Below are 12,530 nucleotides of genomic sequence, written 5' to 3'. Positions count from 1 at the left end.
TCCAACCGGCTCGGACGATCCAACCGACTCAACCGATCCAACCGGTTCAGCCGGGTTCAGCCCGGGTTCAGCCGGCCGACGGGCCCGCCGACGGCTTCCGCAGCCGCTCCGCCAGCCTTGCCAGCGGGTCGGCCAGCCCCAACAGCTCCTCGGCCCCGGACCGCCCATCCCGGCCGTCGGTCAGCCCGGCCCGCTGGGCCTGCTCCCGGCCGGCCCCGGAAGCCCCGCCGGCAGGCCCGGAGGTACCACCAGCGGCCGTGTCCCCGGCCACGCCGCCCCCGGTGCCCGCGCCGCCCGACGTGTCCCAGTGCCGCAGCGCCCCCGCCTCGCTCTCGCACTCCTGGCTGAGCCGGCGCAGCTCGTCGTCCGCGAACCGGTGCATTCGGTCCTGGGCGGCCCAGCGCATCGTCTCGGCGGAGTGGGTGATCCGCCCGGCCCGTTCCCGCAACTCGGGGAGCTTGGCCGCGATCCGCCCGGAGTCCGGCTCGCGCTCCAGGATCCTCAGCTCGCCGTCGAGTTCCGCCGCGTGGGCGTCCAGCCGTCGCAGCAGGGCGAGCGACTCGCCGAGCTGGCCGTCCTGGGCGAGACCGCTCTCCAGGACCTGGCGGGTGCCCTCCAGCGAGGTCCGCAGCCCGAGCCGGACGGCCGAGATCTGGCCGTGCGGGCCGGGCTTGGTGTAGGTCTTCGCCTTGAGGGTGACGTTCTCGACCGCGCGCCGGGCGTTGGCCTCGTGCCGCTCGACCTTCCTGGCGACCGCCTTCGCGGCCTTCACCGTGCCCACGACGGCCAGCGTCACCATCGCCAGTCCGAAGAGCAGGGCCAAGCCGACCATCACGCCGAGCATGTCCATCACGAACCACCTTCCGCCAGCCGAACCGGCCCCCACCGGGCCCAACGCGGGCCGGTCCACCGAGGGTTCCACGGTAGCCGCCGCGCGGGGTCCGGGGGCAGTGCAAACAGGGCTCCACAACCGAGATCAGGGACAGATCGGGGATCTCCCCCAGAGCCGGCCCCCGGGAGTCCCGCTCAACCCCAGGAGTCCCGGGCGGCCCCGAAACCAGTCCCACTCAGCCCCGAAGCCCCGCCGGGCGAACCACCCGACTCAAGGTAGCCCGGCCCGAGAAGGCCCCTCCCCTGCCCGGGGAGCACCAGTCCGGGGAGCGCCCGCCCGAAAACCACCCGGCCCGCGACGACGACAGAAGGCGCCGACCGGGGGCGCCGACCGGACGAACCGGCCCGCGCCCCCAGTCCGCGGACGGGCACCGACAGCGCCCGCCGCCCCGCCCTACGCCCGGCCCCCCTACGCCCGAGCTCCCTACATCCGCCCTCGCTACGCCCGAGCCCCCTTCGTCCGCGGTCGCTACGCCCGCGCCGCCAGCAGCTCCCGCACCAGGCGCATGGCCTCCGGCACCTCCACGTGGTCGTCCGGTGTGGCCCCGAAGTGCGCGCCCGCCGCCGTCAGCACCGCCGTGGCGCCCAGCCCGGCCACCAGGTCGCGTGCGTGCGTGGCCGGGTCCGGCTGGTTGACCACGTCGTCCAGGGCCTGGAGGACGCGGAAGCCGTCCGCCGCGGCCCGGATCCGCGCCCAGTCGAACGGCTCGGCGAAGAACTCCTCCACCGACCAGCTCTTCGGCCTGTTCTGGTACCGCCTGCTGGTCGGCCACGCCCCGCTCGACCCGGCCGAGGCACCCGCGCACGTCTCCCGCTTCCTCGACGGGCTCCGGAGCACCTGACCACCCCGCCGAGCCACACGAAGCACCCCAGGCCCCCCGGGCCCCGGCCCCCACCGATCCGGGGAGCCCACCGCCCCGGGGAGCCGTGCGGTCCGGAGAGCCCGGCGGCCGGAAGCACGCGCAAGCACACGGACAACAGGCACACGGACAAGACGAACGGGCGGGCGCCCCGAAGGACGCCCGCCCGCACACCACAGCCGTCGGCCGTCAGCCATCAGCCATCAGCCATCAGCCATCGACCGTCAGCCCGTGACGATGTTCACCAGCTTCGGCGCCCGCGCGATGACCTTGCGCACCGGCGCGTCCCCGATCGCCGCCACGACGGCCGGGTCGGCCATCGCCAGCGCCTCCAGCTCGGCGTCGGAGATCGACGGCGCGACCTCCAGCCGGGCCTTGACCTTGCCCTTGATCTGCACGACGCAGGTCACCGACTCGTCCACCACGTACGCCGGGTCGGCGACCGGGTAGTCGGTGTGCGCCAGCGACTCGCCGTGGCCCAGCCGGCGCCACAGCTCCTCGGCGATGTGCGGGGCCAGCGGCGCGACCATCAGCACCAGCTGGTCGGCCACCGACCGCGGGGTGGAGCCGCGCTTCACCAGGAAGTTGTTCAGCTCGATCGCCTTGGCCACGGCCGTGTTGAAGCGCAGCCCGGCCATGTCGCCGCGGATGCCGTCGATCGCCTTGTGCAGCGCGCGCAGCGTCGCCTCGTCCGGCTCCTCGTCGGTGACGACCAGCTCGCCGGTGGCCTCCGAGACGACGTTGCGCCACAGCCGCTGCAGGAAGCGGTACGAGCCGACGACCGCGCGGGTGTCCCAGGGGCGGGAGACGTCCAGCGGGCCCATCGACATCTCGTACAGGCGCAGCGTGTCGGCACCGTACTCGTCGGCGATCTCGTCGGGGGCGACGGCGTTCTTCAGGGACTTGCCCATCTTGCCGGCCTCGCGCTTGACGGGCTCGCCCTGCCAGAAGTACTTGCCGTCGCGCTCCTCGACCTCGGCGGCGGGCACCGGGAAGCCGCGCTCGTCGCGGTAGACGTCGGCGGTGATCATGCCCTGGTTGAACAGCTTGTGGAACGGCTCGACCGAGGAGACGTGGCCCAGGTCGTGCAGCACCTTGTGCCAGAAGCGTGCGTACAGCAGGTGCAGCACCGCGTGCTCGGCGCCGCCGACGTACAGGTCGACGCCGCCGGCCGGCTTCTGCTCGGTCGGGCCCAGCCAGTACCGCTCGTTGGCGGGGTCGACGACGCGCGAGCCGTTGGACGGGTCGACGTAGCGCAGCTCGTACCAGCACGAACCGGCCCAGTTGGGCATGGTGTTGGTCTCGCGGCGATAGGTCTTCGGGCCGTCGCCCAGGTCCAGCTCGACGTTGACCCAGGCCTCGTTGCGCGACAGCGGGGTCTTCGGCGAGGAGGTGGAGTCGTACGGGTCGTAGGTGTGCGGCGAGTAGTCGTCGACCTCGGGGACCTCGACCGGCAGCATCGACTCGGGCAGCGCGTGCATGACGCCGTCCTCGTCGTAGACGATCGGGAAGGGCTCGCCCCAGTACCGCTGACGGCTGAACAGCCAGTCGCGCAGGCGGTAGTTGACGGTGCCCTCGCCGATGCCGCGCTCGGCCAGCCACCCGGTCACGTGGGCCTTGGCGTCGACGACGCTCAGCCCGTTCAGCGACAGGTCGCCTTCGGAGCGCTCGGAGTTGACGATGACGGAGTCGTAGGTGTCGAAGGCGTCGTCCCAGGCCGACGGGTCCTCGCCGCGCCCGTCCGTGGGCTCGACGACGCAGCGCATCGGCAGGGCGAAGGCCCGGGCGAACGCGAAGTCGCGGTGGTCGTGGGCGGGGACGGCCATGATGGCGCCGGTGCCGTAGCCCATCAGCACGTAGTCGGCGATGAACACCGGGACGGGCCGGCCGCTGACCGGGTTCACCGCGTAGGCGCCGGTGAAGACGCCGGTCTTGACCTTGGCCTCGACCTGGCGCTCGACGTCCGACTTGGCGGCGGCCTCGGCGCGGTAGGCGGCGACGGCCTCGGCGGGGGTGGCGGCGCCACCGGTCCACTCGGCGGGAACGCCCTCCGGCCAGGCGGCGGGGACGATCGAGTCGACCAGGCCGTGCTCGGGCGCCAGGACCATGTAGGTGGCGCCGAACAGGGTGTCGGGCCGGGTGGTGAAGACGGTGATCTTCTGGTCGCCCGGGGCCGCGAAGTCGACCCGGGCGCCTTCGGAGCGGCCGATCCAGTTGCGCTGCTGCAGCTTGATGGCCTCGGGCCAGTCCAGCAGGTCCAGGTCGGAGATCAGGCGGTCCGAGTACGCGGTGATGCGCATCATCCACTGGCGCAGGTTGGACTTGAACACCGGGAAGTTGCCGCGCTCGGAGCGGCCGTCCGCGGTGACCTCCTCGTTGGCCAGCACGGTGCCCAGGCCGGGGCACCAGTTGACCGGCACCTCCTTGGAGTACGCCAGCCGGTACTCGCCCAGCAGCTCGTCGCGGCCGGCGGCGGACAGCTCCGCCCAGGTGCCGCCGCCCGGGACGTCACGGGTGCCGGCCTCGAACTGCGCGATCAGCTCGGCGATCGGGCGGGCCTTGCCGGCCTCCTCGTCGTACCAGGAGTTGAAGATCTGCAGGAAGATCCACTGCGTCCAGCGGTAGTACTCCGGGTCGATCGTGGAGATCGAGCGGCGCGGGTCGTGGCCCAGGCCCAGCCGGCGCAGCTGCTGGCGCATGTTGGCGATGTTGGCCTCGGTGGAGACCCGCGGGTGGGTGCCGGTCTGCACCGCGTACTGCTCGGCGGGCAGGCCGAAGGCGTCGTAGCCCAGCGTGTGCAGCACGTTGTGGCCGGTCATCCGCTGGTAGCGGGCGTAGACGTCGGTGGCGATGTAGCCCAGCGGGTGGCCGACGTGCAGGCCCGCGCCCGAGGGGTACGGGAACATGTCCATGATGAAGCTGTGCGGCTTCGCGGCGACGTCACCGGCGGCCGGGTCGGCCAGGTCGCCGGCCGGGTTGGGGGCGTGGAACGTCCCTTCCTTCTCCCAGATGTCCTGCCAGCGGGACTCGATCTCCGCCGCCAGGGTGGCGCTGTACCGGAACGGCTCGGTTGCGGCCTCGGCCGCGCCGGAAGCAGGGGTCGTCTCGCTCATGGTCCTTCAGGCTCCATCGATGTCAGTGGGCGAACCGGGCCGGTGACCGGACGGGTGACCGGCCGCGGACGGCCAAGGCGGTGAGGCGGTTTCGGAAAAGGCGGTGGAAAACAAAAAAGCCCCTCGCAGGAGGGGACGCCACGCCGACTCCGGCAGCCGCCCGTGAGCGGGGCCGGTCCTGGTCAGCGCGGCCGGCTAAGGAGCAGGCGCACGGTTCGCATGGGCTCAGGGTACCGCAAGGGCCTCAGGCCTCTCCCGGCAATCCCGCCCGGGAGGCCGCGTCGAAGTCGCGCAGCGCCCGGGCGACCCGCTCGGACTGCATTCCGGCGGCCAGGGCGCGGGCCCGGTCGGCGGTGGCGGCGGCCTCCCGGTGGCGGCCGGTGCGCCGCTGGGAGTCGGCCAGCCTGACCATCAGCAGCGCCCTGGCCCGGGCCCGGCCGGGGCCGAGGCCGTCCACCGCCCCGGCGAGCAGGGACTGGGCGCGGCGGTGGTCACCGAGGAAGAGGTACCCCTCCCCCACCATGCCCGCGAGGTCCGCCCGCAGCTCCCCGACCCCTCCGGCCACCGCGGTGCCGTGCCCGCCCGCCGCCGCGGAGACGGCCCCGGAGCCCCGGCCGACGGGCCCGGGAACACCCCCGGCAGCACCGTCGAAAACACCCCCGGCAACACCGTCGGCAACACCGTCGGCAACACCGTCCAAGGCACCCCCGCCGACACCTCCGGCAGCACCCCCGCCGACGCCTTCGCCGGCATCCCCCGCCAACCCGTCCAGCTCCGCGAACGCCCGCTCGGCCGCCCTCCGCGTCTCCTCGGGCTCGCCCCGCCGCCCGTGCGCCCGGGCGATCCGCCCGAGCTGCACCGCCCGGTCGGCCGGACCCAGCGCGTCCCCGGCCGCCTCCAGCGCCCCGGAGAGCGCACCGACGGCGTCCAGCCCACGTACGTCCAGCCCCCGTCCCCCCGTGCTCTGGGTGGCCAGCACCACCAGGCAGCCGACCACGCCCACTCCCAGCCGCAGCTCCCCGCTGAGGTGCGCGGCCCGCAGTGCGGCGACGAACGCCCGCTGGGCGGCCGCCTCGTGCCCGAGGTCGTACGCGGCCCAGCCCGCCAGCCGGGCGAACCGGGCGGCCGTCCCGTACAGCGCGCGGCCGAGCTGCTCGTCGTACCCGCCGAGCTCCAGGAGCTTGGCGACGAGGGCCAGCTCGGCCCGGGCCGGGCCGAGCACCAGGCCGCCGCCGTAGGCCCGCTCCAGCCGCTGCTTGCTCCGGTGGGAGTGTCCGAGGTCGCCCACCAGGCCGGGGTCGATCCGCAGCGCGCCCTCGCCGCCGCCGACCGGTGGCGGCGGCACGGCCAGGCGCCGGGCGGCCTGGTCGAGGTCGGCGCCGCGGAAGAGGTCGGTGAGGCGGACCGGCCCGGCGTCGGCCGCCGCCTCGCGCAGCGCGGTCTGCGCGGTGTCGGCGGTCCACGGGTCGGTGAGCAGGTTCGGCGAGAGGATCTTGGCGCCGCGGTTGCCGCCCATCCGGCCCCAGAGCTGCTCGTAGGTGACGGCGATGCCGAGGGCGCGGCCGAGCACCTCGCAGACGGCCTGGTCGTGCGGGCTGCGCGGCACCATGCCGCGGTCGCGCCACTTGTACGGGGCGGTGGAGCTGATCGCCAGGCCGGGCGGCAGGGCGAGGCTCACCTCGCGGGCGAGCCGCTCCGGGTTCCAGCCCAGCTGGTGCAGTATCCGGGCCAACTCCTCGTTGCGCCTGCGCTCCAGATCGGCCATGGCACGACGGTAGCGGTCCCCCGGGGCCGGCCGCCGAACCGTTCACGAAAACCGGCCGCCCCCGCACCGCCGGCCACTGCCGGGGGAACGCCGAAGGAACGCCGAGGACCACCCCACGAGAATCGTCCGGGGAACGCCGAAGGCCGCCCCCCGAAACGGGAGGCGGCCTTCGATTCCTGTGGAGCTACGGGGAATTGAACCCCGGACCTCTTGCATGCCATGCAAGCGCTCTACCAACTGAGCTACAGCCCCTTGACCTGCGTTGTCACCGGAGGTTTTCCTCTGTTTCCTTCGGTTTCCCTCGGCGACATCGACTACTTTACACGGTCGAAGGGGTGCTCCACTAATCCGTTGTCGCAGGCCCTACCCCGCGGACCGCCGGGTGCGGGCGGCGAAGACCACGGCGAGCGCGACGGCGCCCGCGATGACGGCGGTGGTCACCAGCAGCGCGTGCCCGGAGTCGCGGGCCGGAGCCGGCAGGTCGACCCCTCCGAGGAAGACCGAGCCGAGCACCGCCACCCCGACCACCTGACCGAGCTGGATGACCGTCACCATCACGCCGCTGGCGTCCGCCGCGTCCGCCGGGGCGACGCCCCCCAGCGCCCGGGCGAACAGCGGCGCGTACCCGCAGCCCGCGACCAGCCCGAGCACGGTCATCAGCACCAGCGCCACCGGGCCGATCTCCGCACCGCCGCCCAGCAGCACGCCGAGCAGCAGGTAGCCGGGGGCGAGCAGCACGGTGGCGAGCACCGGCAGGACGCCGTGCAGCCGGGCGGGCAGCCGCTGCCAGCGCAGGCTGGAGACCCCGAAGCCGACCGCGACCGGCGCCGAGCAGAGCCCGGCCCGCAGCGCGCTGTGGCCGAGCCCGGCCTGCTGGTGGAGGGCGAAGGAGAACAGGAAGCCCGAGAAGGCCGCCATGATCATGAACAGGCCGCCCGCTGCCGGGCGCAGCCCGGGTGCCCGCAGCACCCGGCCGGAGATCAGCGGCTGGCCGCCGCGCCGGGCGATCCCGCGCTCGACCACGGCGAACAGGGCGAACAGGACGGCGCTGCCGGCGAGCATCGCCCAGCCCCAGACCGGCCAGCCCAGCTCGTGGCCGAGCACCAGGGGCACCACCAGCAGCCCGAGCGCCGCACCGAGCACCACCAGGCCGGGGATGTCGAGGCCGCGGCCGCGGTCGCCCGGCAGCTTCGGCAGCAGCCGGGCGCCGGCCGCCAGCAGGGCCAGCCCGATCGGCACGTTGACCAGGAACACCGGGCGCCAGCCCGTACCGAACAGGTCGGCGCTGACCAGCACCCCGCCGAGCACCTGGCCGATGGCCATGCCCCCCGCCAGCACCGCCGAGTAGAGGCCGAGCACCCGTGTGCGGGCGGCGCCGGTGAAGGTCTGCTGGAGCAGGCTCATCACCTGGGGCACCATCAGGGCCGAGCCGGCGCCCTGGAGCAGCCGGAAGGCGATCAGCCAGCCGGTCGCCGGGGCGAGGCCGCAGGCGAGCGAGGCGGCGGTGAAGACGGCCAGGCCGAGCTGGAACAGCCGGCCGTAGCCGTGGCGGGCGCCGAGCCGGGCGCCCGTGATGAGCAGCACCGCGTAGGCGATGGTGTAGCCGGCGATGACCAGCTGGAGGGCGGCGCCGGAGGCGTTCAGGTCGGTGCGGATGGTCGGGACCGCGACATTGACGATGGAGACGTCCAGGACGGCCATGAACTGGCCGCAGAGGACGAGTGCGAGGAGCAGCCCGGGCCGGGCGGCCGGGCCGGGGGTGGTGCTGCCGGCCACTGCGGGCCGGATCTGAAGGTCCGTCATGGACCAAGCGTGCGGCCGGGCCGGTACTGGTGGTTAGAGCCTGCTGATCCTGGTACTGGCAGCACCTGTCTGCGCCGCGCGGCCTGCGGCACGATGGCGGGTATGACCACCGTGGACGACCGCACCGTCACCCCCGCCGGGCCCCGCCCGCAGGACCGCCGCCGGACGGAGCTGGCCCGGTACCTCAAGGCCTGCCGGGCCCGGGTCACGCCCGAGGACGTCGGCCTGCCGCCCGGCCTGCGCCGCCGGACGCCGGGGCTGCGCCGCGAGGAGGTGGCGCAGCTCGCCGGGGTGGGGGTCACCTGGTACACGTGGCTGGAGCAGGGGCGGCCGATCAACGCCAGCGAGCAGGTGCTGCTGGCGGTGGCCCGGGCGCTGCGGCTGGACGGCACCGAGCGGGAGCACCTGTTCCGGCTGGCCGGGGTGTCCGCCGCCACGCTGCCGTCGGGGCCCGAGCCCCTGGTGCTGGACCCGTCGACCCAGGTCATCCTCGACGCGCTGGCGCCGCTGCCGGCGGCGGTCTCCAACACCCGGTTCGACGTGCTGCTGTACAACCGGCCGTACGAGTCGCTGTTCGGCACCAACCGGGTCCGGACGGACACCGGCCGCTTCAACAGCATCTGGTGCACGCTCCTCGCGCCGCCGTGCTGCAACCCCTTCCTGAACCGGGACGAGGCGCTGCCCCGGATGGTCGCGGTGCTGCGCTCCGCCTACGGCAAGCACGTCGGCGAGCCGGCCTGGGAGGAGCACGTCCAGAAGCTGTCGGCGCGCAGCGCGCTCTTCCGGGAGCTGTGGGAGCGCCAGGAGGTGGCGCCGCCGGAGACGTGGCTGCGGGTGTTCAACCACCCGGTGGTCGGGGCGGTGCGGCTCAACGCCTCGTACCTGACGATGCCCGGGGTGCCGGAGACGTACGTGGTGGTCTACGTCCCGGAGGGGGCGCAGGACCGCGAGCGGATCGAGCAGCTCTCCGCTCTGCCGCCCGGCGGCTGGCTGCGCCCCTGCCACCAGTCCGGCTACGAGTGAGCCCGGTGACGGGTGCCCGGACGGCGGCAGCGGGCGCGTCCACGGACGCCCCGGTGGAGGTGCCCGCCGGGACGCGCCCCCGGAGGGGGTGCCCCGGGAACGCCGAAGGCCGCCACCCGGTGGGTGGCGGCCTTCCTGCTGTCTGTGGAGCTACGGGGAATTGAACCCCGGACCTCTTGCATGCCATGCAAGCGCTCTACCAACTGAGCTACAGCCCCGCGACACGCACGGCCCTCGCGGACCGCAGGTGCGGAGTGGAGCTACGGGGAATTGAACCCCGGACCTCTTGCATGCCATGCAAGCGCTCTACCAACTGAGCTACAGCCCCGCACTCACCGGATTTCCCGCTTCCCGTTTTCCGGTCTGCGTTTCCTCCGTGCGAACGAGGAAGACTCTAACTGGTCAGGCCCGGAACTGCGAAATCCGCCCCCGCAGGCACCCCTCCGGCGTCCCTCAGGTGTCGTCGCCGATGACCGGCTGCGGCAGGGTGCCCGCGTTGTGCTCCAGCAGGCGCCAGCCGCGCGCGCCCCGGCCCAGCACGGACCAGCAGCAGTTCGACAGGCCGCCGAAGCACTCCCAGAGCTCGGGCTCCAGGCCGAGCAGCCGCCCGAGCATGGTGCGGATGGTCCCGCCGTGGCTGACCACCACCAGGGTGCCGTTCTCCGGCAGCTTCCCGACCGCGTCGAGCACCACCGGCACCGAGCGGTCGGCCACCTCGGTGGAGAGCTCGCCGCCGCCGCGGCGGACCGGCTCACCCTGCGCCCAGGCCGCGTACTCCTCGGGGAAGCGTTCGCGGATCTCGGCGTTGGTGAGCCCCTGCCAGGAGCCGGCGTAGGTCTCGCGCAGCCCCTCGTGGTGCTGCACGTCCAGGCCGGTGACCGTGGCCAGCTCGTCGGCGGTGCGCCGGGCGCGCTGGAGGTCGGAGGAGATCAGCAGGTCGGGACGCAGGCCGGAGAGCAGCCGGGCCGCCCGCTGGGCCTGCAGGACGCCCTGGCCGGTCAGCTCGATGTCCGTGGTGCCCTGGAAGCGCGATTCGAGGTTCCAGGAGGTCTGGCCGTGCCGCCAGAAGACGATGCGCGGACCCCGCGCGTCCCGGCTCAGCTGTAGTCCTCGGCGCCGAAGTCGTCCGCCGGGGCGGCCTCGGCCGGCGAGACGGCGTTGCCGGCCTCGTCGGTGTGCGCGTCGGGGCGGTTGCGCGAGGCGAGCGCGTCGGCCGGGAGCGGGAGCTCGGGGCAGTCCTTCCAGAGGCGGTCCAGGGAGTAGAAGGAGCGCTCCTCGGCGTGCTGGACGTGCACCACGATGTCCAGGTAGTCGAGCAGGATCCAGCGGCCCTCGCGCTCGCCCTCGCGGCGCACCGGCTTGATGTCCAGCTGCTCGCGCAGCTGGTCCTCGATCTCCTCGGCGATCGACTTGACCTGACGGTCGTTGTTCGCGGAGGCGATCAGGAAGGCGTCGGTGATCGACAGCACCTCGCTGACGTCGAACGCGATGATGTTGTGCGCCAGCTTGTCGGCCGCAGCCTGGGCGGCGACGGTGATCAGGTTCTGGCTGTGCTCGGTGGCGGTCACGGTGTTCTTCCGGCTCGGCTGCTTGGGGGCGGGCCCGGCACGCGGCCGGGCATCGCATTCCAGGATCTCACGCCGCCCGGGCGGCCCCGGAACCGTTTTCCGGGGCCGCCCGGGCCCGCCCGTGCAGGGCGGGGCCGGGCAGAGCCGCGCTACTGGGCCTTCGGCGGCTGGTAGTCCTTGCCGAGGACCAGCACCAGGTCGGCGTTCTGCGCGTCGGTGACCTTCTTGGCCGCCGTCTCCGGCAGGTTGAGGCTGATCGCCAGGGACTTCGCCGCGGCCTGCCGGGCGTCGTCGGTGTAGCGGATCTCACTGGCCGCCTGCGGCGTGCCCTTCGCCCCGCCGGGGACGAAGGTGAGGCCCGCGTTGACGACCTGGACCTGTGCGGCGGCGGCCGCCTGGTCGTTGCCGGTGGCGTCCTGGATGGAGACGCGGGCCGGGGCGTCGCCGGTGGTGGCGGACTTCACCGTGCTGCCGAGGACGTCCTTGACCTGCTTGCCGGCGGTGGCCTCGTCCAGGGAGCCGTCCGGCTTGACGGTCAGCGCGCTGGTGCCGAGGTGGCCGTCCTTCGCCTGCTGGGCGAGCTGGACCAGCACCCCGGCCAGGGCGTCCTCGGGCAGCGACGGGTCGAGCACCGCGTTCATCCGGTGCACGTCGTCCTTGGCGTCCTTGAACTCGGTCGGCATGGTGCGCACCACCGCGTCCATCACCTGGCCGAACCGGGCCAGCTGGGCGTCCCGGTTCTCGCCGGGCGCCTGGAGGGTGGCGTAGGCGACCGCCGCCTTTCCGCTGAGCAGGGTGTTCTTCCCGGCGGCGGCGAGCACCTTGCCGTCGGCCTTGCCGCCCTCGTGGGTCTCGGCGTTGGTGTCGACCCGGACGCCGCCGAGCTGGGCGACCAGCAGTTCCAGGTAGGGGGTGTCCAGCCGCCAGGTGCCGGCCACCGGGGCGCCGAGCACGGTGGCGAGGCCGTCGCGGGTGGCGGACGGGCCGAGGCTGTCCATGGCCTGGCCGACGGTGGTGACCGGCGGGTCGCCGGGGCCGGGCAGCCGCAGGGTGTCCGGCAGCAGCAGCACGGTGCCCTTGTGCCCGGCGGAGTCGTTGACCAGCAGCGCGCTGGAGACCTTGCCCGTGAGGTCGCGCAGGTGCACCACGTTGACCTGGCGCGGGCCGGCCGCGCTCGCCGCGCTCTGCTTGTCCTCGCCGGTGAACCACAGGTAGCCGCCGGCACCGGCCGCCGCGAGCGCCAGCACCACGCCGGCGCCGATCAGCCGGGTGCGCAGCTTGCGGCGGCGCTCGGCGCGCACCTCGCTGCGGGACTCGGCGAACTTCAGCCAGTCGATGACGTCCTCGGACTCCTCCGCCTCCTCGTCGACGAAGGTGAACTCGCCGGTGGCGTAGTCGTCCTTGGGCGCCTTGCCGGCGCCGCCGGTCCTGGCCGCGCGGCTCCCGCCGACCTGTTCGGACGGCGGCTCGGGCCGGGCGGGCGCAGCGGCGGCCGCGGCCGGCCGGG

At 73.9% G+C, this 12,530-nt stretch carries 9 protein-coding genes and 3 tRNA genes; 1 reads left to right on the top strand and 11 read right to left on the bottom strand.

Annotation, left to right across the window (positions count from 1 at the left end; all coding sequences use genetic code 11):
• Nucleotides 1–67: 67 nt before the first annotated feature.
• The 6 genes from J5Y04_RS19215 to J5Y04_RS19190 all read right to left on the bottom strand — a co-directional run bounded on the left by J5Y04_RS19215 (nt 68) and on the right by J5Y04_RS19190 (nt 8,432).
• Complete coding sequence (locus J5Y04_RS19215; protein ID WP_209413294.1) at nt 68–850, bottom strand: hypothetical protein; 783 nt, start codon at nt 848–850, stop codon at nt 68–70.
• A 510-nt stretch (nt 851–1,360) separates the two neighbouring features.
• The gene (locus J5Y04_RS19210; RefSeq protein ID WP_209413293.1) at nt 1,361–1,618 is read right to left on the bottom strand and encodes a hypothetical protein; all 258 of its coding nucleotides are present in this window, start codon (nt 1,616–1,618) and stop codon (nt 1,361–1,363) included.
• A 357-nt stretch (nt 1,619–1,975) separates the two neighbouring features.
• Nucleotides 1,976–4,864 carry a leucine--tRNA ligase gene (leuS, locus tag J5Y04_RS19205; protein WP_209413292.1) on the bottom strand — a complete coding sequence of 963 codons (2,889 nt, stop codon included), beginning with the start codon at nt 4,862–4,864 and terminating at the stop codon, nt 1,976–1,978.
• Nucleotides 4,865–5,108: 244 nt separating this feature from the next.
• Nucleotides 5,109–6,629 (bottom strand): hypothetical protein, encoded by a 1,521-nt coding sequence (locus tag J5Y04_RS19200; protein ID WP_209413291.1) that lies wholly within the window; start codon nt 6,627–6,629, stop codon nt 5,109–5,111.
• Nucleotides 6,630–6,808: 179 nt separating this feature from the next.
• Nucleotides 6,809–6,881 (bottom strand) — tRNA-Ala (locus tag J5Y04_RS19195).
• A 111-nt stretch (nt 6,882–6,992) separates the two neighbouring features.
• Nucleotides 6,993–8,432 (bottom strand): MFS transporter, encoded by a 1,440-nt coding sequence (locus tag J5Y04_RS19190; protein ID WP_209413290.1) that lies wholly within the window; start codon nt 8,430–8,432, stop codon nt 6,993–6,995.
• A gap of 102 nt (nt 8,433–8,534) precedes the next feature.
• Here J5Y04_RS19190 and J5Y04_RS19185 point away from each other — a divergent pair, with 102 nt between their 5' ends.
• Complete coding sequence (locus J5Y04_RS19185) at nt 8,535–9,455, top strand: helix-turn-helix transcriptional regulator (RefSeq protein ID WP_245205059.1); 921 nt, start codon at nt 8,535–8,537, stop codon at nt 9,453–9,455.
• Nucleotides 9,456–9,600: 145 nt separating this feature from the next.
• Here J5Y04_RS19185 and J5Y04_RS19180 read toward each other — a convergent pair.
• The 5 genes from J5Y04_RS19180 to J5Y04_RS19160 form a co-directional block, all read right to left on the bottom strand.
• Nucleotides 9,601–9,673 (bottom strand) — tRNA-Ala (locus tag J5Y04_RS19180).
• Nucleotides 9,674–9,710: 37 nt separating this feature from the next.
• Nucleotides 9,711–9,783, bottom strand: a tRNA-Ala gene (locus J5Y04_RS19175).
• Nucleotides 9,784–9,908: 125 nt separating this feature from the next.
• Nucleotides 9,909–10,556 carry a histidine phosphatase family protein gene (locus tag J5Y04_RS19170; protein ID WP_209413469.1) on the bottom strand — a complete coding sequence of 216 codons (648 nt, stop codon included), beginning with the start codon at nt 10,554–10,556 and terminating at the stop codon, nt 9,909–9,911.
• Nucleotides 10,553–11,023 carry a ribosome silencing factor gene (gene rsfS, locus J5Y04_RS19165; protein WP_209413288.1) on the bottom strand — a complete coding sequence of 157 codons (471 nt, stop codon included), beginning with the start codon at nt 11,021–11,023 and terminating at the stop codon, nt 10,553–10,555. The genes J5Y04_RS19170 and rsfS overlap by 4 nt, the downstream gene beginning before the upstream one ends.
• A 149-nt stretch (nt 11,024–11,172) precedes the next feature.
• Nucleotides 11,173–12,530: LCP family protein (locus tag J5Y04_RS19160; protein WP_209413287.1), on the bottom strand; the 1,358-nt coding region annotated here is incomplete at its 5' end.

It is taken from the genome of Kitasatospora sp. RG8, assembly GCF_017813315.1.
GTDB lineage: Bacteria > Actinomycetota > Actinomycetes > Streptomycetales > Streptomycetaceae > Kitasatospora.
The sequence above is the reverse complement of the archived record's forward strand: the minus strand, read 5'-3'. Positions and strand labels throughout refer to the sequence as shown.

Excerpts from the sequence above, each read along its gene's own strand:
- J5Y04_RS19215 (WP_209413294.1), bottom strand. The coding sequence starts at position 850 with ATGGACATGCTCGGCGTGATGGTCGGCTTGGCCCTGCTCTTCGGACTG.
- leuS (WP_209413292.1), bottom strand. The coding sequence starts at position 4,864 with ATGAGCGAGACGACCCCTGCTTCCGGCGCGGCCGAGGCCGCAACCGAG.
- J5Y04_RS19200 (WP_209413291.1), bottom strand. The coding sequence starts at position 6,629 with ATGGCCGATCTGGAGCGCAGGCGCAACGAGGAGTTGGCCCGGATACTG.
- J5Y04_RS19190 (WP_209413290.1), bottom strand. The coding sequence starts at position 8,432 with ATGACGGACCTTCAGATCCGGCCCGCAGTGGCCGGCAGCACCACCCCC.
- J5Y04_RS19185 (WP_245205059.1), top strand. The coding sequence starts at position 8,535 with ATGACCACCGTGGACGACCGCACCGTCACCCCCGCCGGGCCCCGCCCG.